A 20867-nucleotide genomic window follows, 5' to 3' on the forward strand; every position below is an offset into this window, starting at 1 on the left:
CCGAGAAACTATCTGCTCCGGCCGTCGCGGCTCCGTCGCCCCTGCCACCCCGGCCGCGGAGCCGGACGCTCGGCGGCGATACTGGACCCATGAAGCTCAGCCGCCCCCTCTCCTGGTTCCTGCTCGCCTTCGGGGTGTGGAGCTGGGTCATCTGGATCACTTTCGTCAAGAATCTCGTCAAGGACAGCAGCGGACTGGCGTTCGACCACGGGGAGCCGACGGCGTACTTCTGGGTGCACCTGGCGCTGGCCGTCGCCTCCTTCGTATGGGGGACGGCCATCGGGGTCGTCGGGTTGCGCTCGCTGCGCGCACTGCGCCGGACGTCATAGCGTTTTCCGGACAGCCGGGGCCGGCCGTCAGGGCTGACAGCCGGAACCGGAACCGACAAAGGGGGGACACGACCGCATGGTGGTCGTCTTCGTGCTCGTGGCGCTGCTCGTGCTGAGCGCCGTGGTGGCGGGCAACTGGTACGTGTGGCGCCGCCTGTTCCGCGACACGACCCGCGGCCCGGGCAGGGCACGGCGGGTGGGCGCCGGGGTGATCGCCGGCGGCTGGGCCGTGGCCGTCGCGGCGCTCGTCGCCGAACGCGCGGGCGCGCCCTTCTGGCTCCAGCGCACCCTGGCCTGGCCGGGCTTCCTGTGGCTGGCGCTGTCGATCTACCTGCTGCTGGGCGTGGTGGCCGGCGAGGCCGTACGTCCGCTGCTGCGCCGCCTGCTCGACCGGCGCGACCGGCGCGCCCGTCCGCAGCCCGCGCCGGCCGCGGCCGCGCCCCGGGCGGACCAGGACCCGGTACCGGTGGCGACGGGGGCGCCGGACGCGTCCGCCGGACCGGCTCCCGCCGGCGCCGGACCGGCTCCCGCCGGCGCCGGACCGGCTCCCGCCGGCGCCGGACCGGCTCCCGCCGGCGGCGCGCCGGCCTCCGGGCCCGCGTCCGGGGACGGGACGGCCGACGTGCCGCCGGCCGCGTCGCCCGCCCCGCTCGCCGGCCCCAGCCGCCGTCTGTTCGTCTCCCGTGCCGTCGCCGGCGCCGTGGCCGTGGCCGCCGTGGGCACCGTCGGAGCGGGCACGTACGGAGTGCTGCGCGGGCCGCGGGTGAAGCGGGTCACCGTCCCGCTCGCCAGACTCCCGCGCGCCGCGCACGGCTTCCGGATCGCGGTCGTCAGCGACATCCACCTCGGCCCGGTACTGGGCCGGGGGTTCGCCCAGAAGGTCGTCGACACGATCAACGCGACCCAGCCCGACCTCATCGCGGTGGTCGGCGACCTGGTCGACGGCAGCGTGAAGGACCTCGGGCCGGCCGCCGCGCCGCTGGCCCGGCTGCGCGCCCGCCACGGGGCCTACTTCGTCACCGGCAACCACGAGTACTTCTCCGGCGCCGAGCAGTGGGTCGAGGAGGTGCGGCGGCTCGGCCTGCACCCGCTGGAGAACGCCCGCACGGAGATGCCGTACTTCGACCTGGCCGGCGTGAACGACGTCCGGGGGGAGAGCCAGGGCCAGGGCCCCGACTTCGGGGCGGCCCTCGGCGACCGGGATCCGGCCCGCGCGTGCGTGCTGCTCGCCCACCAGCCGGTGCAGATCCACGAGGCCGTCCGGCACGGCGTCGACCTCCAGCTCTCCGGCCACACCCACGGCGGTCAGCTGTGGCCCGGCAACCTGCTCGCCGAGGCCGCCAACCCGACCGTCGCGGGCCTGGAGCGCTACGGCGACACCCAGCTGTACGTCAGCCGCGGCGCCGGGGCCTGGGGCCCGCCGACCCGGGTGGGCGCCCCGTCCGACATCACGGTGGTGGAACTGGCCTCGCGGCAGGCCTGACCGCGCCGGGGCCGGGGTGCCGGGGCGCGCGGGGACGGCCGGGACCGCGGACCATTGCCACGAGCGCGACGGCTGCCGTGGGCGTGACGGCTGCCGCGAGCTTCAGGGCCTCCGCGAGCGTCACGGCCGCCGTCGGCGTGACGACCGCCGCGCGCATCAGGGCTGCCGCGCGCATCAGGGCCTCCGCGAGCGTCAGGGCCCACGCGGGCGTGACGGCTGCCGCGGGCGTCATGGCCGCCGCGGGCGTGACGGCTGCCGCGGGCGTCACGGCCGCCGCGGGCGTGACGGCTGCCGCGAGCGTCACCGCGGGCAGCCGGACGCCGGGTGTGCCGCGCGCCCGCCCCGCCCGTGAGGGATCAGCTCCCCGCGCTCCGCTCCCGGACCGCCGGATCGGGCAGCGCCCGCGTCATCCCCGGCAGGAAGTCCGTGAACAGCTCGTGCACCTCGCGGACGAGGGGCCGCAGCACCTTGAAGCGGGCGAGGGCCACGCCCCGCGCGGTGAGCCGCGCTCCGCGCTCGGCGAGCCGGTAGCTGCGCTCCCGTCCCTCGGTGCGGTCGAAGATCCAGTACAGGACGAGCCCCATCTGCGCGAGCCACATCAGCTCGGGGAGCACGTCCCGCAGGTCGTCCGGACCCCTGGTCCTCGACCCGGCCAGCACCTCCCGGTGCACGGCGACGGCCTCCGCACGGGCGGGCTCCGACTCGGACGAGAAGGGGCTGAGCGGGCTGTCCGGGTCGGCGGCGTTCCTGAAGAACTGCACCGCGAACTCGTGGCAGGGCGTGGCCACGTCGAGCCACGCCGTCAGCACGCCCGCGAGCCGCTTCTCCAGGTCGTCTCCCGGTCGAGCACATCCCGGACCGCCGCGCGGTGCTCGGCGGCGATCCGGTCGTAGAAGCCCTGGATCAGGTGTTCCTTGCCCGCGAAGTAGTAGTAGGCGCTGCCGACGGAGACCCCGGCCTCCCGGGCGATCGCCCGCATCGTGGTCCTGTCGTACCCCCGCTCCTCGAACAGCCGCATCGCCGTCCGGAGGATCAGCGCGCGGGTCTGCTCCGACTTGCTCGGGGTGACGTCCTCACCGGGGCCGTCGTTCTTCGCGGACACGAACGCCAAGCCTAGGCCGTGTCCGCCAGGGCCGTCGTGCGGATCGTTCCGGCGTCGCGGGGGCCCGCGCGTCCGCCGCGCTGCCGTCAGCCCCGGCGGCCCAGTTCGGGACGCTTGGCGTAGTCGGTGAAGCCGAGGACGTTGCCCCAGGGGTCCGCGATCTCGACGGCCCAGCCCGTGGCGACGGCGGACGGCTCGTCGAGCAGGGCGATGCCCGCCGCGGTCAGCTCCCGTGCCGCCGCCCGGGCGTCCGGCACCTCCAGCCAGACGCGGGGCGAGGGCCACGGCGGGGTCCGGTGCCCGAACTCCTCCTGGCGCAGCAGGATCCCCGGCGTCTCGCCGCCCACCTTCAGCTGTGCGATGCCCGCCTCGTCCAGCCGGAACCCCACCGTGAACCCGGCCCGCTCGTAGAACGCCAGTGCCTCGCCGAGGTCCCCGACCGGCAGCAGCACGTTGTCGAACCCGAGCAGCTCGTACGACTCGTCATCTGACATGCCATCACATTAGGTGGGCGCCGGCCGGGAGCGGCGGAGGCGGCGGCCACCGGGTCACCCGCCCGGCCGACGCGGCCCGCCCCGGCCGCCCCGGCCGCGTTGTCAGTGGGCACCCCTACTGTCCTGGGCATGGCAACAGTGACGTTCGTCGACGAGACGACATCGGGGGAGCGGGGCGCGGGCCGGGTGCTCGACATCGCCGAGGAGCGGCTCACCGTGCGGGAGTTGATCCGGCGCCGGGTGCACCAGGAGGTCGCCGAGTTCAACGCGCGCACGCCGGAGGTGTTCCAGGGGCTGGTCCAGCCGCAGGACGCCGAGCGCGTGCTGAACGGCTACGCGCTGCGCACGTCGCGCCGTATCGACCCCGAGGCGCAGACGCGGCTGGCCCTCCAGGCGTTCGCGGGGAACGGCTTCCTGATCATCGTCGGCGATCGCCAGGTGACCGGGCTGGATGAGGAGATCGAGGCGGCGTCCGGCACAGAGGTCACGTTCCTCAAGCTCGTTCCCCTGGTGGGTGGCTGATGATCACCTCCCCCTCCGCGTACGCCCGCCTGGTCGGCGACGTGCTGGACCGGATCGCCCGCCAGGACGCCGAAGGACTCGTGCCCGAACTGCTCGCGCTCGCCGAGATGATCGACGACCACTGGGGTTTTGAGGGCCTGAGGGCCGCCGACGCCCTGAGGGCCGCCGACGCCGGTTTCCAGGCGCGGGTGGTGCACCGGCTGGTGGACCGGTACCACGCGCTGGAGCCGGGCACGGTCCAGCGGCGCGGCATCGTGCGGTTGCTCACCGCCCTCAGGACCCTGGCCCCGGTGAAGAACGGATCGCCCGCCACCCGCGCCGCGCTGATCCGCCTGGCCGCCGAGCAGCAGGTGCACCACCATCCCCGGGAGCTGGTCCGGCTGGCCGAGCTGGAACTCGCCGAAGGGCGCGAACTGCCCGGCCCGTTCGTCGCCGTGGTCCGCCGCTCCCTGCTGATCCTGTGGAACGGCCGCAGCGAACTGGGCGCCCTGGCCGGACGCCTGACCTCGCCGGTGGTCAACCCCGGCGAGGCCTGGGCCGACCACGCCCTCGCGGACCTGGAGGACCTCGGCGACGACTGGCACCGTCTGGTCGCCCACGCGGCCACCGCGACCTCGGCCCGCCCCTCGGCGGCATGGGAGCGCAAGGGGCGGGCACTCCTCGACGCCGTCGGTGCGAAGGACGCGGGCGAGCGGCTGCGCGCCTGGCTGCGGCTCGTGGGCAGACCGCGGACCCAGCCGCTGGAGGCGGCCTACCCCAGCACGGACCTCGACGAGACCTTCGACCCCTACAACGCGGTCGCCCTGCGCGGCCTCGCCTGGACGCTGTCCCTGCTGCCACCGCACCCGGACACCGCCCGTGTGCTCGGCGCCCTCGTCGAGACCAGCCTGAAGAAGGTCGCCGGCCTCGGGCCGCGCAACCCCAAGGTCGCCAACGCCGGCGTCGTCGCGCTGTCCCGCGTCGACGGCGAACCGGCCCTGGCCGAACTGGCCCGCCTCGCCACCCGCGTGACCTACAAGGGCACCCTCAAGCTGCTCGACTCCGCCCTTCGGACGCGGGCCGCCGCACTCGGCCTGAGCCGCGAGGAGGTCGAGGAACTGGCCGTGCCCGCCTACGGCCTGACCGAGGTCGGCCGTGCCGAGCACCGGCTGGGGGACGTCACCGCAGTGGTGGAGGTCCACGGCTCCCGGGCCGTCCTCGGCTGGCGCACCGCCGCCGGCAGAACGGTCAAGGCGGTGCCCGCCGCCGTACGGCGCGACCACGCCGAGGAGCTCAAGGAGCTCAGGACCACGGTCAAGGACGTGGACAGGATGCTCACCGCGCTGAGCGAGCGCCTGGACCGCCAGTTCCTGGCCCGCCGCACCTGGCCGTACGCGGTCTGGCGCGAGCGCTGCCTCGACCACCCGCTGGCCGGCACGCTGGCCCGCCGCCTGCTGTGGACGGTCGACGGGACGGCCGTCGGATACGCGGACGGCGCGCTGCGCACCCTCACCGACGACCCCCTGCCCGACGGCGCCGAGGTCCGTCCGTGGCACCCCGTCGACCACGAGCCCGCCCAGGTCGCCGCCTGGCGCGACTGGCTGGAGCGGCACGGGATCACGCAGCCGTTCAAGCAGGCCCACCGCGAGGTCTACCTGCTCACGGACGCCGAGCGTGCCACCGGCACGTACTCCAACCGGTTCGCCGCCCACATCCTGCGCCAGCACCAGTTCCACTCGCTGGCCGCGGTCCGCGGCTGGCACAACAAGCTGCGCCTCATGGTCGACGACGAGGCGCCGTCGGCCGTGCGCGAGCTGCCGCAGTGGGGTCTGCGCGCCGAGTACTGGATCCACGGCGACGGCGACGGCTACGGCGAGGACACGCTGGAGTCCGGCAGCTACCTGCGGCTGCGCACCGACCAGGTCCGCTTCTACCCGATCGACGCCCCGCAGAACTCCGCGCACTGCTGTGGCGGCGAGTACCGCATGGCGGCGCGCGGCGGCGCCGAACCGGTCGGAGCCCTGCCCCTGACCGACATCCCCCCGCTCGTGCTGTCCGAGGTGCTGCGCGACGTCGACCTGTTCGTGGGCGTCGCCAGCGTGGGCAACGACCCCACCTGGCAGGACGGCGGACCCGGCGGCCGCTACCGCGACTACTGGACGTCGTACGGGTTCGGCGAGCTGAACCAGAGCGCGCGGACCCGGCGCACCGTGCTGGAGCACCTCGTACCCCGGCTCGCGATCGCCGGCCGGTGCGCCCTGGAGGGCCGCTTCCTGCACGTGCGGGGCGAACGGCACACCTACCGGATCCACCTCGGCTCGGGCAACGTCCTGATGGCGCCGGGCGACCGCTACCTGTGCATCGTCCCGAAGGCCGGGACGGGACCGCAGACCGGCTACCTGCCCTACGAGGGCGACCGGACCCTGGCCGTGATCCTCAGCAAGGCGATGCTCCTGGCCGAGGACACGAAGATCACGGACCCCACGATCCTGAGCCAGTTGTGAACGCGTCCGGGCCCCGCTCCCACGGGGGGAGCGGGGCCCGGAGGGACCTGGTGCGGGGAGGGTCAGAGGCGGCGGGTGATCAGGGCGCGCCTGACCTCCGTGATCGCCTTCGTCACCTCGATGCCGCGCGGGCAGGCGTCGGTGCAGTTGAAGACGGTGCGGCAGCGCCAGACGCCGTCCTTGTCGTTGAGGATCTCCAGGCGCTGCTCGGCCGCCTCGTCACGGCTGTCGAAGATGAAGCGGTGCGCGTTGACGATGGCCGCCGGGCCGAAGTACTGCCCGTCGTTCCAGAACACCGGGCAGGAGGAGGTGCAGGCCGCACAGAGGATGCACTTCGTCGTGTCGTCGAAGCGCTCGCGGTCCTCGGCCGACTGCAGCCGCTCCCGCGTGGGCTCGTTGGTCTCCTTGGTGATCAGGAACGGCATCACGTCCCGGTACGCCTGGAAGAACGGCTCCATGTCCACGACCAGGTCCTTGAGGACCGGCAGGCCCTTTATGGGCTCGATCGTGATCGGCTTCTCGGGGTTGATGTCCTTGATCAGCGTCTTGCAGGCCAGGCGGTTCTTGCCGTTGATCCGCATGGCGTCGGAGCCGCAGATGCCGTGCGCGCAGGAGCGGCGGAACGTCAGCGTGCCGTCCAGCTCCCACTTGATCTTGTGCAGGCCGTCGAGGACGCGCTCCTTCGGGTCGATCTCCAGCTGGAAGTCTTCCCAGGACGCCTCCGCCGCGACCTCAGGGTTGAAGCGGCGGACACGGAAGGTGACCGTGATGTACGGGGTGGCCGTGGACTGTGCCTCGGCCTTGTCCAGAACGGGGGTAGCCATCAGTACTTACGCTCCATCGGCTGGTACCGGGTCTGGACGACCGGCTTGTAGTCCAGACGGACGGTCTCGGTTCCGTCGGCGCCGACCTCGCGGTACGCCATGGTGTGGCGCATGAAGTTGACGTCGTCACGGTTGGGGTAGTCCTCGCGGTAGTGACCGCCGCGGGACTCCTTGCGGGCCAGGGCGGAGATCGCCATGACCTCGGCCAGGTCGAGCAGGTTGCCCAGCTCGACGGCTTCCAGCAGGTCCGTGTTGAACCGCTTGCCCTTGTCCTGGATCGCCACGTTCTTGTAGCGCTGCTTCAGCTCGGCGATCTTCTCGACCGCCGTCTTGATCGTCTGCTCGGTGCGGAACACCATGACGTTGGCGTCCATGGTCTCCTGCAGCTCGCGGCGCAGGGTGGACACCCGCTCGGTGCCCGTGGAGTTCCGCAGCCGCTCGATCTGCTCGACGACGAGGGTCTCCGGGGCCTCCGGCAGCTCCACGTAGTCCGCCTTCGCGGCGTACTCCGCGGCGGCGATGCCGGCCCGCTTGCCGAAGACGTTGATGTCGAGCAGGGAGTTCGTGCCCAGGCGGTTGGCGCCGTGCACGGAGACGCAGGCGACCTCGCCGGCCGCGTACAGGCCCGGCACGACCGTGGTGTTGTCCGCGAGGACCTCACCCTGGACGTTGGTCGGGATGCCGCCCATGGCGTAGTGCGCGGTCGGCTGGATCGGGATCGGGTCGGTGTACGGCTCGATGCCCAGGTAGGTCCGCGCGAACTCGGTGATGTCGGGCAGCTTGGCGTCCAGCTGCTCCGGCGGCAGGTGGGTGAGGTCCAGGTAGACGTGGTCGCCCTCGGGACCGCAGCCGCGGCCCTCGCGGATCTCCGTGTAGATGGAGCGGGAGACGACGTCGCGGGAGGCGAGGTCCTTCATGACCGGCGCGTACTTCTCCATGAAGCGCTCGCCGTCCTTGTTGCGGAGGATGCCGCCCTCACCGCGCGCACCCTCGGTCAGGAGGATGCCCATGCGCCAGATGCCGGTCGGGTGGAACTGGAAGAACTCCATGTCCTCCAGCGGCAGGCCCCGGCGCCAGACCGCGGCCTGGCCGTCACCGGTCAGCGTGTGCGCGTTCGACGTCACCTTGAAGAACTTGCCGCAGCCGCCGGAGGCGTAGATCACGGCCTTCGCCTGGAAGACGTGGATCTCGCCGGTCGCCAGCTCGTAGGCCACGACACCGGCCGACCGCTTGACGCCGTCGACCTCGACCATGAGCTGGTCCAGCACGTAGAACTCGTTGAAGAACTCCACGCCCTCCTTGACGCAGTTCTGGTACAGCGTCTGGAGGATCATGTGGCCGGTGCGGTCGGCCGCGTAGCACGAGCGGCGGACCGGGGCCTCGCCGTGGTTGCGGCTGTGACCGCCGAAGCGGCGCTGGTCGATGGTGCCGTTCGGGGTGCGGTTGAACGGCAGGCCCATCTTCTCCAGGTCGAGGACGGAGTCGATGGCCTCCTTCGCCAGGATCTCGGCGGCGTCCTGGTCGACCAGGTAGTCACCGCCCTTGACCGTGTCGAAGGTGTGCCACTCCCAGTTGTCCTCCTCCACGTTGGCCAGCGCGGCGGCCATGCCGCCCTGCGCGGCGCCCGTGTGGGACCGGGTGGGGTAGAGCTTGGTCAGGACCGCGGTGCGGCTGCGCTTGGTCGCCTCGATCGCGGCACGCATACCGGCGCCACCGGCGCCGACGATGACGGTGTCGTACTTGTGGATCTTCATCAGGATTACCTCGGTCCCGGGGCCTAGCGGATGTTCGGGTCGAAGGTGAAGATCACCAGCGTGCCCAGCAGGATGGTGAACACCGTGGCGGTGTAGAGCAGTGCCTTCAGCCACAGCCGGGTGCCCGCGCGCTCCGCGTAGTCGTTGATGACCGTCCGCAGGCCGTTGCCACCGTGCAGCATGGCCAGCCACAGCATGGCGAGGTCCCAGACCTGCCAGAAGGGCGAGGCCCAGCGACCGGCCACGAAGGCGAAGCCGATCTTCGAGACGCCGCCGTCCAGGACCAGCTGGATCAGCAGGTGGCCGAGCACGAGGACGACCAGCACCACGCCGGACAGGCGCATGAACAGCCAGCCGTACATCTCGAAGTTGCCACGGGTGGACCGCGGCGTCTTCCTGGTGCGCGTGCGCGGGGCCTGGAGGTAGGGCGCCGGGTTCTCGACGCTGTAACCGGACGCGCCCTCGACGGGGCCGATACCGGAGGCGTTGGTGTCAGTGGTGGACATACGCGTCAGCTCCCGAACAGGACTCGAGCGGCGTGGCCGAGGACGGGGTAGATCGCCCCGATCATCAGCACGACCCACACGGCGACGACGGCCCAGAGCATCTGCTTCTGGTAGCGGGTGCCCTTCCACCAGAAGTCGACGGCGACGATCCGCAGGCCGTTGAGCGCGTGGAAGAGGATGGCGGCGACCAGGCCGTACTCCAGCACGGCGACGATCGGCGTCTTGTACGTGGCTACGACCTTGTCGTAGTCCTCGGGGGAGACACGGACGAGAGCGGTGTCCAGCACGTGTACGAACAGGAAGAAGAAGATGAGGACGCCGGTGACTCGGTGAGCCACCCAGGACCACATTCCTTCCCGGCCGCGGTACAGCGTTCCAGCCGGCACGGAAATCCCTCCGGGAGCGGGGACTAAGGGCCGCGCCGGCTTCGGGGTCGGTCGGGCCCGGCCGGGTACGGTCCACCGGCCCCCAGCATCGTAGCGACCGGTATGTGTGGCGCTTACATGGGGGGCCGTGTATGTGAGCGAACCCGCACTCAAAGGGGCACGGACGGGCTACGGGCCGGACGGTCCCCCGCGCGCCCGGCGAGCCGCGTCAGCCGGCCCCGGGCCAGTCTGCGCAGCTCCTCGCTCGCCACGACCCGCTCCTCCTCCGGATCGTTCCCCAGCCGGGACCGGATCGCGCCCAGGACCCGGTCGAGCAGCTCGCCGGCCGCGATTCCGTCCAGGCAGATGGCGAAGGCGTGGCCGAACTTCGCCTCGTAGGCGGCGCAGGCGGCCCTCAGGGCCGTGGACGCGGCGGCGTACGTGTCGCCGGGCAGGGCCGGCAGCGCCTCGCCCGCCAGGGCGTCGGCCAGGTCCGCCCGCGTCAGGTCGTAGGCGGCCTCGTCGGCGGCGGCCAGCAGGGCGCCCAGGTCCGGGTACGGGCGGTGGTCGGCGACCCGCCGGGCCCAGCGCGGGCTGCGCAGGCAGGTCAGGAGAAGATGACGGGCCTCGGCGGCCGGGGCGGTGTTGAAGTGCTCCAGATTCTGCGCGGGCAGCGTGGGTCCTCGGCGATGGATGCGGCGACGCCCCTCGTGGACGTCACGTGCGGGGGCGGGTGATGGTGTGATGGATGTGCCGCAACGTTATCGGTCATGGTCGTCACCTGTCCGACGCATGCCCGAATCTCACTCGGACGGGAGAGTTTGAGAACGCCCTGTGGACGCGCCGGGCGCGCCGAGGCTTTAGGTTGGCTGAGTGAGCCAGCACAGGCGCCGGGCGCCGGCGAAGAAGGTCCGACACGGGCAGGCACTGGCGGCCGGAGCGGTCGCGGTGACGATCGGGCTCGGTGTCGGAGTCGGTCTGTGGGCCTCCGGCGGGGAGTCCCCGGCGGACTCGGCGGGCTCGCGGGCGGGCACCTCCGCCGCGGCTCCGAGCCCTAGTCCCACGCGCAGCTACCCCCTCTCCCAGGCACCGCGCACGATCCCCGCCGTGCGCTCCCACACCCCGGCCCGCGGACCGGGGTGGCGGCCGGCGAGCGGTGAGCGCGTCGTGGTCGGCGACCCGGGCCTCGCCGACGAGGGCCGCCTGATCGCCGGCGAGCTGGGCCTGGCGTACGGCGGCGAGAAGAACGACGCCCGCCCCGGCGACGTACGGCTGGCGCTGAGCGGTGGCGGCGGCAACGCCGAGTCGTACACCATGACCGTGCGCGACGGCCGGGTCACCATCAGCGGCCCGGCCGAAGCCGGGGTCTTCTACGGCACCCGCACCCTGAAGCAGGAGGTGCACGCCGGCGGCACGGCCCCGGAAGGCGTCGTGAAGGACGAGCCGGCCAAGCCGCGCCGCGGCCTGATGCTGGACATCGCGCGCAAGCCGTACCCGGCCGACTGGATCGAGGACCGCGTACGCGAGCTCGGCGACCTGAAGTACAACGAGCTGGGCCTGCACTTCTCCGACGACCAGGGTTTCCGCATCCAGTCCGACACGCACCCGGAGATCGTCTCCCCGACCCACCTGACGAAGGCGCAGGTCAAGCGGATCGTCGACCTCGCCGCCGCCCGGCACATCACCGTCGTCCCGGAGATCGACTCGCCCGGCCACCTCGGCGCGGTCCTCGCCGCCCACCCCGAGCTCCAGCTGCGCAACGCCCAGGGCGTGCCCACGCGCGGGGCGATCGACATATCCAAGGACGCCTCGGGCGCCCTCCTGGACGACCTCCTCGACGAGTACGCCGGGCTGTTCCCCGGCGCCTCCTGGCACCTGGGCGCCGACGAGTACCAGGCCCTGACGGCGTCCAGCCCCTCGACGGCCTACCCGCAGCTGGCCGCCGCCGCGCGGGCCGCCTACGGCTCCGGCGCCACCGTCTCCGACCTCACCACGGGCTGGCTGAACGACCGCGCCGCCACCGTCCGCGCGCACGACCGCACCCCGCGCGCCTGGAACGACGGCTTCTTGCGCGGCACCTCGGTGCAGGCCGCGAAGGAGATCGAGGTCGCCTACTGGACCGGCAAGGAGATCGGCGCCCGCCAGCCGGCCGAGTACCTGGGCGCCGGCCGCAAGGTGATCAACTACAACGACGAGTACCTCTACTACGTCCTCGGCGAGCCGCTGACCTTCGTCTACCCGACCGGGCAGCGCATCTACGAGCAGTGGACCCCGCGTGTGCTGCGTGGCACGCAGGCGGTGCCCGCGCGGTACGACGGCCAGATACTGGGCGGCTCCCTCGCGGTCTGGGGCGACCGCCCGAACGCGCAGACCCCGGAGCAGGTGGCCGCAGGCATCCGCATGCCGCTGCGGGCGACCGTCCAGAAACTGTGGGACCCGCGCACGCCGGCACTGTCGTGGACGGAGTTCAGGGCCCTGGCGGGGAAGCTGGGCTGACGCGAGGGCGCCGGGACGCCGGGGCGCCGCGAGGCTGGGACGCCTGGGCGCCGGGACGCTGGGGCGCCGCGAGGCGGGGGCGTCGGGACGCGGAGCCGTCGCCGATCCGGGGACGCCGGGAGGCGGGGACGCGGGGGCGCCGGGAGGTGGGGGCGTCGGGACGCGGAGCCATCGGGATGCGGGGACGCCGGGAGGCGAGGGCGCCGGGCCGCCGGGACGCGGGGACGCGCGGGCGCCGGGAGGTGGGGGCGTCGGGAGGCGGGGACGCCGGGAGGCGAGGGCGCCGGGCCGCCGGGACGCGGGGGCGCCGGGAGGTGGGGGCGTCGGGAGGCGGGGACGCCGGGAGGCGAGGGCGCCGGGCCGCCGGGACGCGGGGACGCGGGGGCGCCGAGAGGCGGGGGCGTCGGGACGCGGAGCCGTCGCCGATCCGGGGACGCCGGGATGCCGGGACGCGGGGGCGCCGGGAGGTGGGGGCGTCGGGACGCGGAGCCGTCGGGACGCCGGCTGCTTGGGGCCGTCGGGATGCGGGGACGTCGGCTGCCGGGCCGCGGGGATGCCGGTGCGCCGTGGGTTCGCCGGGGCGCCGGGCGTGGCGGGGCGCCGGGCGTGGCGGGGCCGCGGGGGCGGCGGGCGTCCGGGCGCAGGGCCGCCCGGGCTTCGTCCGGAACACCGGAGGGGTGCCGCGCCGGGCGGCGGTCGGGCCGGCTCGCCTCCGGGCTCTTCCCCGGAGTGACCGCGTTCCTCACCGACTGGCCGAAAACTTTCTTTCGCCCAGCCACTTCACTGCGTGTGGTGCTCGTGTGACACTACCGGGCGATCGCACGCAGTAAGGGCAAGTGCGGGCTCCGTGAAGGTCGGCGCCCTGGCGAGGGAGACGTGGATGAGCCTGGTCGAACTGATCGCGCGGGCCGACGAGCGCGGACTGGCCGCCAGCGGACTGGCTTGTTTGGATCGGTGCGTTCCCCTGCTCGGCGGTGACGACGAGGTGCTGCGGCCGCTGTGGGCGAGTCTCGCGGACGGCGGCGAGGACGACGGCGACGACTGGTCCGGCCGTCTCGAGAAGGCCCGCGGTGCGCTGGACGGCACCGGCGCCGACGGGACCGCCGAGGACGAGGCCGCGCGGCTCGCCCGCCACATGCTCGCCACGGCGCCGTCCGCCCGGACCGCGGCCGAGGTGCGCGCGTGGGCCGACGCCTGCTCGATCGCCTCGCTCCGGATCCACCGGCTGCTGGACCCCGCCGAGCCCGCCGAGGACACGGTCCCCGTCGACTCCTGCCGCGAGGGCGGCGCGGAGGACGTGTCCCCGCTCGTCGCCGCCGAGGTGCGCCGTCAGATCGCCGTCCTCGAACTGCTGGCCGGTCACGGCCCGGCCGGGGTCCGCCAGGCGCTGGAGGTGTCCACCGAGGGCCGCCGGGTGCTGCGGGCGGTGGTGTCCCGCCGGGCGCGGGGGCGCGGGTGACCGCGTGGTCCTCCGCCGCGGCAGAGGTTCCGTGAGCGTCCTGCGTCCACGGTGGGGCGATCGTGCGCCGATCGCGGGCAGCCGCCGGATCCGGGTGACGGATCGGGCGCCGGGCTCGCTCTTCCCTATGTGACAGCGCAGGACGTGACGACTCAGCAGCAGACCAGGCCGCAGGCCGCCGCGAAACCGGTGCGGTGGGCGGCGGACGCCGTGGCGACGATGCGCGAGGGGGCCCGGATGCGCCTGGACTATTCGGCGCAGAGCCTGTGGCGCGTCGACCGGATGATCGACGACCTGCGGCGGGAGGGCACACCGCCCGCCGCGGTGGAGAACGTGCTGCGCGGCCTCGGCGCGTACGCCGGGGAGGTGATCGTCCGGCAGGCCGGCGGGGACTGGTGGACGACCGGCGGCGACCACTGGGTCCGCACCTCCGACGGCCGCCTGTGGGACCCGATCGACGAGGCCCGCCGCTGCTTCACCGGGCACGGGTCCCTGCGGCTGCTGTGCCGGGACGCGGCGGGCACGGCCGGCCGCTGACGGCGGCGAGCGCTCCGGTGGCTCCGGCGGCGGGGACGGGATGCCCGAGCCGGGTCACCGCGTCCCTCACGGCGGCCGTACGCAGGCTCCGGGCGCGGGCGGCGCCCGCTGGGGCACCGGGCCGGGCTCCGGCGCTGTCCGCCCTGCCTCGGCGCGAGGCGGTCGGGGGCGGCGGGTGCACCGCCGGCTCCCCGCTCGCGGTGGTGGCGGTCCCGGCTCGGGCGCCCGGTCCGCGCTGGGGCGCGGCCGAACCGGAGCGGGCGGCGACCGCCCCGCCCGATGCCGTTCCGGCGTCCGTGCCGGACCGCGGCGGTCCGCCGGGCGCGGGTCCCCGGCCGTACCGGGGCGGCCGGTCCGGGACGGGGGGCGGACTGTGACACTTCCGTGCACCCCGGCGCTGATGACCATGGGGGCGTGGACACGGCCGGAGCCTGTCGCACGGTGGGGATGGCGCCACGCGGTGGCTACGAACTCGGCACGAACGAGGACACTCTTGGGCCAGGCAGGGGAACCCCGTCGCCGGCAGGCGCACGACGGGGAGCTGGGCGCGGCGGTCGCGCGGGCCCAGGAGGGGGACGAGGCGGCCTTCGCGGTCGCCTACCGGATCGTGCAGCCCGGGCTGCTCGGCTATCTTCGCGGGATCGTCGGCGACGACGCCGAGGACGTGGCGTCCGACGCCTGGCTGGAGATAGCCCGTGACCTGGGCCGGTTCAAGGGTGACGGCGCCGGGTTCCGCGGGTGGACGGCGACCATCGCCCGGCACCGGGCACTGGACCACCTGCGGCGCCAGCGCGTGCGGCCCCGGTCGACGGCGCTGGAACAGGACGTGCTGGACCTGCCCGGTGCGCACAGCACCCATGAGCAGGCGCTGGAGTCGCTCTCCACCGAGCGCGCCCTGGAGCTGGTCCGCGCCCTGCCTCGCGACCAGGCGGAGGCGGTCCTGCTGCGCGTCGTCGTCGGCCTGGACGGCCCCGCGACCGCACGGGTCCTCGGCAAGCGCCCCGGCGCGGTGCGGACGGCCGCGTACCGGGGGCTGAAGCGTCTGGCCGGCCAGCTGGGCGCGGCAGGTGTGACGAAGGACGGCCCCGGCGCGCTGGGGGAGTCGAAGTGAACGGCAACGGCGGCCTGCACGGCCAGGACGGCCGACCGTCGGACCGGGATGGGTACGGACATGGGTGAGCGGCAGGGCGACGGCGGCGCGGGCGGCCGTCGGCGCGTACACCCGGCGGGTACCGTGCCCGGTCCCGAGCACGCACCGGACGGCGCGGCGCTGCAGGCGATGCTCGCCACCGCCCTGCGCGGCGGCGCCCTCGACGCCGAGGCCGAGCAGCGGGCGGTGGCGGCGTTCCGCGCCGCCCGGACGACGGCCGGGGCCCGCGGGACGCGCACCCGCAGCGGTGACGACTGGCGGCCGCGCGGACACGGGCGCGCGCGTCTCCCGGTGAAGGCCCTCCTGGGCGTGTTCGCGGCGAGTCTGACCCTGGGCGGCGTCGCGGTCGCGGCGATCGGCACGGCCGGTTCGTCGGGCCGCGGACCCGAGGACGGGCGGCCCCACCGGTCCTCCGACGCCCCGGCCGACCCCTCCGCGGCGGCGCCCCGCACCGGTGTATCGACCGCTCCGGCAACGCCGGACCAACCGGCCGCCGCCGCACCGGCCGCCGATGCACACTGCCGCGCCTACGAGCAGGTCCGCGGGCGGGGCCAGGCGCTGGACGCGCGGGCCTGGCGGTGGCTCGTCGCGGCCGCAGGCGGCGAGGAGAACGTCGCCCGGTACTGCGCGGAGCGGACCGGCGGGACACCGGCCGCGAAGGGCTCGAACGGCGCCGGCGGCACCGGGCGACCCGCGGCCCCGGGCGGCTCGGCGGCCGCGAGCCCGGCGGCGCCGGGCGGTGCGGCCGATCCGGGGAACGCGGCGAGCGGTGGCGGCGCGGGCGGCGGCACGGACGGCACGAACGGCACCACTGGCCGGGGGAACGACGCCGACGCCGGAACCGGCCAGGACGCGAACGGCGGCAGCGCCGGAACGGGCCAGGACCCGAACGACAAGGCCGGAGCGCAGCACTGACGGGCGCGGCGCCGACGGGGGCCGCGCCGACGGGCGCGGCACTGACGGGCGCGGGACGACCGGTGGTGGGATGAGCGGCGGATGGGGCCGTCCGCGGGGGCGGGACCGGCGGACAAAGTCGTCTGCGGTGGCGCGAGGGGCGGACAGGGCCGTCCGCGGTGGCGCGGCCGGCGAGGGGCCGCGGGGCGGTCGGGCTCCGGCCCGGGCGCTGTGACGCGGCTCCGGCGCATCGGGCCGGGTGGGCACTGAGCGGTGCGGCTCGCGCCTGACCGGGGCTGCGGACCGTCCGACGTGAGGGAGTCCTGAGCGCGGCCTCTGCCCTGCGCGGGGAGGCTCAGCGTGGTCCGGTCCGGCGTCGTGGAGCGTCGGTCTTGAACAGGGTGCTGCGCCGTGACACGGGAGCGGTGAGCGCGGGCTTCGCACCGGGAAACGTGGGCTTCAGCCGCGTGCATCGTGAGTCCGGGCCCGGAGGGGATCCGGAGACGCAGTCGATGGAGTCCGCGCCGGCGTTCGCGGGTGGCTTCCGGCGCCGTGCCGAGGGGCTCCGGACCGCTCGCCGAGGCAACGGCCGGGGCCGCCACCCCCCACAGGAGAGGCCCCGGCCGTCGCGCGGCACGGGCCGCGCGGCGGCCCGTACTTCCTACAGCGCCGGGCGTGCGTTTTCTGTCACACCTCACCTCGTCTGGGTTAGTTGCACGTTGTACGGTCATGGACGGGAGTGGATTGACGCCGTAACGTGCCTTTCGCGCCGGGCGGGGACGATGCATGATCGCCGCAACCATCGGCGGCCAGGAGCTGCACCGATCGACTGAGGAACCACGGGTGCTGGGGGACGACGCGGAGCTGACCGCCGCGGTGCTTGCGGCACAGGACGGGGACGAGACCGCGTTCCGGACTGTGTACCGCGCCGTGCACCCACGGCTGCTCGGATACGTACGCACACTGGTCGGCGAGCCGGACGCCGAGGACGTGGCGTCCGAGGCCTGGCTGCAGATCGCCCGGGACCTGGAGCGGTTCAGCGGCGACGCCGACCGGTTCCGCGGCTGGGCCGCGCGGATCGCCCGCAACCGGGCCCTGGACCACATACGCATGCGCGGCCGCCGTCCCGCGATCGGCGGCGACGAAACGGAACTGACCGGCAGGGCGGCGGAGTGCGACACCGCGGGCGAGGCCATGGAGGCCCTCGCCACCGACAGGGCCCTCTCACTGATCGCCCGGCTGCCGCAGGACCAGGCCGAGGCCGTGGTGTTGCGCGTCGTCGTGGGCCTGGACGCCAAGACCGCCGCCGAGACGCTCGGCAAGCGGCCCGGCGCCGTGCGCACCGCCGCTCACCGTGGTCTGAAGCGGCTCGCCGAACTCCTCGGCACCGATCCGGAATCCCCCGGCGCGCTCGACGCGCTGCCGGCTCAGCGAGAACCGCGCGGCCGCGCGGTGACGTCCGCCGGTGTGACGCATCTCCGGGCCCGGACGCAGAGGGACATGTGATGGCCGATGAGCAGCACGGGTGGCTGGACCGCGAAACGGCGGAGCGTCTGCTGCGCGGGGAGTCACCGGACACCGCCGACGCCACCACCCGTGACCAGGCCGAACGGCTCGCCGCGGCGCTGAACGCCCTGTCCCCCACGAGTGTCCCGGCCGACGTCGAACTTCCCGGCGAGGCCGCCGCGCTGGCCGCCTTCCGCGAGATGCGCGCGGAGCAGGCCGACCCGGGCTCGGCCGTCGCCGGCGCCGGCGACGCGGAAGTGGTCCGTATCGGGGGCCGCCCCTCCGGCGCGGGGCGTGCCCGCTGGGGCCGCCCCGTCCGCTTCGCCGTGTGCGCCGCGCTCGCGGTCGGCGCGGTCGGCGGGGTCGCCGCCGCGACCACCGGCGTGCTGCCCACGCCGTTCGGTTTCGGTGAACCGGGCCCGGCCGCGTCCGTGGAGGCTCCCACCCGGACGCCCGGCTCTCCGTCGTCGGGCGGCGGCTCCGGTCCTGCGGCCCCTGGTGATCCCTCCGGCGGTGCCGGCCGTGACGACGCGACGGCCGGTGACGGCTCCGCCCCGTCCCCGGGACCCGGCTCCGGTGCGGACGACGCGCACGGCGTCCCGGGCGGCCCGCAGCGCATGGCCTCCGCCTGCCGCGACCTGCGCGACGGCGCGAGCCTCGCCCCCGGCCGCAGACGCGCCCTGGAGCGGGCGGCGGGCGGCTCCGCGCACGTGGAGGCGTACTGCAGGGGCGTCCTGAGGCCGGGCGACCCCGGCTCCAGCGGCAAGGGGGACAAGGGCGACAAGGGACAGGGCAAGGGCACGGGCCCCGGCGAGGGCAGCACCGGCCAGGGCAGGAACACGGGCAACGGCAACGGCAACGGCAACGGCAACAGCGACGGCCAGGGCAGCAGCACGGGCGCCGGCAAGGGGAACAGCCACGGTCAGGGCGGTGGCGACGGCGGCGGCAACGCGGCCAAGGGCCAGGGCGGGCAGAAGGACAAGAACGGCCAGGGCGGCGACGACGACGGGAACGACAGAGGCGGCCACCGTTTGGGGATGGGCGCCGGAGCCGCGCCGAGCCCCGCGTCCGCCGCGGCGGGACGCACCCCGTCCGGGGCCAGGCCGTCGTCCACCGCCCTGGCCCCGTCGCCGCGCCCCACCTGCCCCACCGTCTGACCTGGCCGTCCCGGGCACACACCTCCCGCCGGCCCCAGCCTCCCGACAGCACACCTAGTTCTGGGCCAGGCCCTGTCTGACCATGCGCGTCTGCCGCGCGACGCCCTGCACGCTCCCCCAGGCTCTCGGCTTCGCTCGACCAGGGGGTACCCCCACTCGCCGCACGGCCCCGGACCCGAGTACGTCCCGTACGGGGGCCTGGGGCCCACGCCGAGAGCACGCGCCTGACGCCGCGCGGCCGCCCTTCGGGCGACGACGCGCATGGTCAGACAGGACCCAGCCCGCCCCGGCGACGCTGGCGTCCCCGGCTCCTCACGGCCCCGGTCCGCCCAGCGGATCGCGGAAGCCTGACGGCGTCGCGCTCGGGGCGTCCCGGCGTGCGTCGTCCCGGTCCGCGGCCCCCCGGAGCCCGCTCACCGGCTGCCCTCCGCCCCGTCCCGCCCGGTGTAAGGCGGAAGCGTGACGCGCCCCACCGAGCCGTTCCGGTCCGCCGCCCGAGCCCGCGCCCCCGCTGCCCCTCCGCTCCGGTCCGCCCGGCGGATCCCGACCAGCGCGGCGTCGTCCGCCTCACCCCTGTGACCTGCCTGTTCGTCACTCCGGGAACTTCTTCCCCGAGGGGTGTGACGTTTTCGGAGGCGCCTGCGCAGTAATGAGTGAGCCGACTGGTCATCGGCTGTCGCACCGAGCCGGGGTTCCCCCCGTACCCGCGGCTCGTGCACCTGGCGCGGGCGGGACACGTTCCCCCGGTCCCGCCCGCGCCCCGCATACCCTCTCGCCGCGCGTTCCGCGCATCCGCATCCGGCGCGTCGCGTGTCACCAGGAGACGACGACCTTGTCGCCCACCCGCACCTCTGCGAACAGCTGAGCGATCGCCCCTTCGTCCCGGACGTTCACGCAGCCGTGCGACCCGCCCGCGTAGCCGCGCGCCGCGAAGTCGTACGAGTAGTGCACGGCCTGCCCGCCGCTGAAGAACATCGCGTACGGCATGGGGGAGTCGTACAGCGTGGACACGTGGTGCCGGGACTTCCAGTAGACCTGGAACACCCCCTCCCGGGTAGGTGTGTGCTCCGTGCCGAACCGCACCGACACCGTGGAGACGGTCCGCCCGCCGATCATCCAGCGCAGCGTCCGGCTGGTCTTGTCGATGCACAGGACCCGGCCGGTGAGGCAGCGCGGGTCGGGCGGCGCGGCGGGCTGCCCGCCCATCAGGTACAGCTCCCACTCGCCCGGCTCGTGCGTCATGTCCAGCAGCCGCTGCCAGGTGACGACGTCGGTCCGCCCCGTCCGCGGCAGTCCCCGCTTGCCCTGGAACCCCTCGACCGCCCGTTGCGTGAGGTCGTCGTACGTCCCCGTCGGCCCGTCGAAGAGCCACTCGACCTGGCGCAGCCGGGCCTGGAGTTCGCGGACGTCCGGCCCGCTGTCGCCGGGGCGCCACAGCACCGGCGCGGGCCGCGTCCGGCCGGGGACGGCGCGCTGCCCGCCGCCGCCCGGTGCGGGGCGGGCGGGGCGGCCCGCGGGTGGCCGCTCGGGCGGCGCCGCGGGCTCCCGGGCCGGCGGACTCGCGGACGCGCCGGCGGCCGGCACCTCGATGTGCACCGGCAGCCGGTGCCCGCCGTCCGCGCCCGCCGTGCCCCCGGGCCGGACGGTGCAGCCGTACGCCCCGGCCAGCGCCACGGCCGCGGCGACGGCGGCCGCCGTTCTCCTGACGTCCCCCACGCGCATACCGCCCCCCGGCGTCTCCTCGGTGTCCGGTGGTCCACCCCCGATGTCTCCCCAGGCGTGACGGACGCCGAACCACGGGGCAGG

At 74.7% G+C, this 20867-nt stretch carries 18 protein-coding genes and 1 pseudogene; 11 read left to right on the top strand and 8 right to left on the bottom strand.

Translation table 11 applies throughout. The features are described 5' to 3' along the window. Nucleotides 1–89 precede the first annotated feature (89 nt). Together ABZ920_RS09220 and ABZ920_RS09225 are read left to right on the top strand one after the other, a co-directional pair. The gene (locus ABZ920_RS09220; RefSeq protein WP_361500627.1) at nt 90–329 is read left to right on the top strand and encodes a hypothetical protein; all 240 of its coding nucleotides are present in this window, start codon (nt 90–92) and stop codon (nt 327–329) included. Between the two features lie 76 nt (nt 330–405). Beyond that, nucleotides 406–1812: a metallophosphoesterase gene (locus ABZ920_RS09225; protein ID WP_361500630.1), complete on the top strand. Its 1407-nt coding sequence runs from the start codon at nt 406–408 to the stop codon at nt 1810–1812. Nucleotides 1813–2168: 356 nt separating this feature from the next. On the opposite strand, the pseudogene ABZ920_RS09230 reads toward ABZ920_RS09225, so the two are convergent. Together ABZ920_RS09230 and ABZ920_RS09235 are read right to left on the bottom strand one after the other, a co-directional pair. Then, nucleotides 2169–2914, bottom strand: a pseudogene (locus tag ABZ920_RS09230) (TetR family transcriptional regulator). Between the two features lie 86 nt (nt 2915–3000). Then, nucleotides 3001–3408 (bottom strand): VOC family protein, encoded by a 408-nt coding sequence (locus ABZ920_RS09235; protein ID WP_361500633.1) that lies wholly within the window; start codon nt 3406–3408, stop codon nt 3001–3003. Between the two features lie 129 nt (nt 3409–3537). Between ABZ920_RS09235 and ABZ920_RS09240 the strand changes: the two genes are divergently transcribed. Beyond that, a complete protein-coding gene (locus tag ABZ920_RS09240) occupies nt 3538–3930 on the top strand; it encodes a hypothetical protein (protein ID WP_361500636.1) in 393 nt (130 codons plus the stop codon). Continuing rightward, on the top strand, nt 3930–6413 hold the full coding sequence (locus tag ABZ920_RS09245) for a DUF4132 domain-containing protein (RefSeq protein WP_361500639.1): 2484 nt from the start codon (nt 3930–3932) through the stop codon (nt 6411–6413). The genes ABZ920_RS09240 and ABZ920_RS09245 overlap by 1 nt, the downstream gene beginning before the upstream one ends. Before the next feature lie 62 nt (nt 6414–6475). Here ABZ920_RS09245 and ABZ920_RS09250 read toward each other — a convergent pair whose 3' ends face one another. The 5 genes from ABZ920_RS09250 to ABZ920_RS09270 all read right to left on the bottom strand — a co-directional run bounded on the left by ABZ920_RS09250 (nt 6476) and on the right by ABZ920_RS09270 (nt 10521). Then, on the bottom strand, nt 6476–7237 hold the full coding sequence (locus ABZ920_RS09250; protein WP_361500642.1) for a succinate dehydrogenase iron-sulfur subunit: 762 nt from the start codon (nt 7235–7237) through the stop codon (nt 6476–6478). After that, entirely contained in the window at nt 7237–8991 is a 1755-nt protein-coding gene (gene sdhA, locus ABZ920_RS09255; RefSeq protein WP_361500645.1) for a succinate dehydrogenase flavoprotein subunit, read from the bottom strand. Before sdhA ends, ABZ920_RS09250 begins: the two co-directional genes overlap by 1 nt. 23 nt (nt 8992–9014) lie before the next feature. Then, nucleotides 9015–9497: a succinate dehydrogenase hydrophobic membrane anchor subunit gene (locus ABZ920_RS09260; protein WP_361500648.1), complete on the bottom strand. Its 483-nt coding sequence runs from the start codon at nt 9495–9497 to the stop codon at nt 9015–9017. A gap of 5 nt (nt 9498–9502) precedes the next feature. After that, the gene (sdhC, locus tag ABZ920_RS09265) at nt 9503–9883 is read right to left on the bottom strand and encodes a succinate dehydrogenase, cytochrome b556 subunit (protein ID WP_361500651.1); all 381 of its coding nucleotides are present in this window, start codon (nt 9881–9883) and stop codon (nt 9503–9505) included. A 149-nt stretch (nt 9884–10032) separates the two neighbouring features. After that, a complete protein-coding gene (locus ABZ920_RS09270) occupies nt 10033–10521 on the bottom strand; it encodes a 2-oxo-4-hydroxy-4-carboxy-5-ureidoimidazoline decarboxylase (protein ID WP_361500980.1) in 489 nt (162 codons plus the stop codon). A 214-nt stretch (nt 10522–10735) separates the two neighbouring features. Between ABZ920_RS09270 and ABZ920_RS09275 the strand changes: the two genes are divergently transcribed. From ABZ920_RS09275 to ABZ920_RS09305, 7 genes are all read left to right on the top strand, one after another. Then, entirely contained in the window at nt 10736–12358 is a 1623-nt protein-coding gene (locus ABZ920_RS09275) for a glycoside hydrolase family 20 protein (RefSeq protein ID WP_361500654.1), read from the top strand. Nucleotides 12359–13238: 880 nt separating this feature from the next. After that, on the top strand, nt 13239–13817 hold the full coding sequence (locus ABZ920_RS09280) for a hypothetical protein (RefSeq protein WP_361500657.1): 579 nt from the start codon (nt 13239–13241) through the stop codon (nt 13815–13817). Nucleotides 13818–13961: 144 nt separating this feature from the next. After that, entirely contained in the window at nt 13962–14354 is a 393-nt protein-coding gene (locus tag ABZ920_RS09285) for a hypothetical protein (RefSeq protein WP_361500660.1), read from the top strand. A gap of 493 nt (nt 14355–14847) precedes the next feature. Next, a complete protein-coding gene (locus tag ABZ920_RS09290) occupies nt 14848–15465 on the top strand; it encodes an RNA polymerase sigma factor (protein WP_361500663.1) in 618 nt (205 codons plus the stop codon). Between the two features lie 48 nt (nt 15466–15513). Next, nucleotides 15514–16419 carry a hypothetical protein gene (locus ABZ920_RS09295; RefSeq protein ID WP_361500666.1) on the top strand — a complete coding sequence of 302 codons (906 nt, stop codon included), beginning with the start codon at nt 15514–15516 and terminating at the stop codon, nt 16417–16419. 822 nt (nt 16420–17241) lie between these two features. Beyond that, nucleotides 17242–17904 (top strand): RNA polymerase sigma factor, encoded by a 663-nt coding sequence (locus ABZ920_RS09300; protein WP_361500983.1) that lies wholly within the window; start codon nt 17242–17244, stop codon nt 17902–17904. Further along, complete coding sequence (locus ABZ920_RS09305; RefSeq protein WP_361500669.1) at nt 17904–19061, top strand: hypothetical protein; 1158 nt, start codon at nt 17904–17906, stop codon at nt 19059–19061. Before ABZ920_RS09300 ends, ABZ920_RS09305 begins: the two co-directional genes overlap by 1 nt. 813 nt (nt 19062–19874) lie before the next feature. On the opposite strand, the gene ABZ920_RS09310 is transcribed toward ABZ920_RS09305, so the two are convergent. After that, nucleotides 19875–20783, bottom strand: a complete 909-nt coding sequence (locus ABZ920_RS09310) for a L,D-transpeptidase family protein (RefSeq protein WP_361500672.1) — start codon at nt 20781–20783, stop codon at nt 19875–19877. Nucleotides 20784–20867 lie beyond the last annotated feature (84 nt).

Origin of the sequence: Streptomyces sp. NPDC046831, from assembly GCF_040645305.1 — a bacterium.
In the GTDB taxonomy this organism is placed as follows: Bacteria; Actinomycetota; Actinomycetes; order Streptomycetales; family Streptomycetaceae; genus Streptomyces.

Excerpts from the sequence above, each read along its gene's own strand:
- ABZ920_RS09260 (WP_361500648.1), bottom strand. The coding sequence starts at position 9,497 with ATGTCCACCACTGACACCAACGCCTCCGGTATCGGCCCCGTCGAGGGC.
- ABZ920_RS09220 (WP_361500627.1), top strand. The coding sequence starts at position 90 with ATGAAGCTCAGCCGCCCCCTCTCCTGGTTCCTGCTCGCCTTCGGGGTG.
- ABZ920_RS09245 (WP_361500639.1), top strand. The coding sequence starts at position 3,930 with ATGATCACCTCCCCCTCCGCGTACGCCCGCCTGGTCGGCGACGTGCTG.
- ABZ920_RS09250 (WP_361500642.1), bottom strand. The coding sequence starts at position 7,237 with ATGGCTACCCCCGTTCTGGACAAGGCCGAGGCACAGTCCACGGCCACC.
- ABZ920_RS09295 (WP_361500666.1), top strand. The coding sequence starts at position 15,514 with ATGGGTACGGACATGGGTGAGCGGCAGGGCGACGGCGGCGCGGGCGGC.
- ABZ920_RS09225 (WP_361500630.1), top strand. The coding sequence starts at position 406 with ATGGTGGTCGTCTTCGTGCTCGTGGCGCTGCTCGTGCTGAGCGCCGTG.
- ABZ920_RS09235 (WP_361500633.1), bottom strand. The coding sequence starts at position 3,408 with ATGTCAGATGACGAGTCGTACGAGCTGCTCGGGTTCGACAACGTGCTG.
- ABZ920_RS09305 (WP_361500669.1), top strand. The coding sequence starts at position 17,904 with ATGGCCGATGAGCAGCACGGGTGGCTGGACCGCGAAACGGCGGAGCGT.
- ABZ920_RS09310 (WP_361500672.1), bottom strand. The coding sequence starts at position 20,783 with ATGCGCGTGGGGGACGTCAGGAGAACGGCGGCCGCCGTCGCCGCGGCC.
- ABZ920_RS09280 (WP_361500657.1), top strand. The coding sequence starts at position 13,239 with ATGAGCCTGGTCGAACTGATCGCGCGGGCCGACGAGCGCGGACTGGCC.
- ABZ920_RS09240 (WP_361500636.1), top strand. The coding sequence starts at position 3,538 with ATGGCAACAGTGACGTTCGTCGACGAGACGACATCGGGGGAGCGGGGC.
- sdhA (WP_361500645.1), bottom strand. The coding sequence starts at position 8,991 with ATGAAGATCCACAAGTACGACACCGTCATCGTCGGCGCCGGTGGCGCC.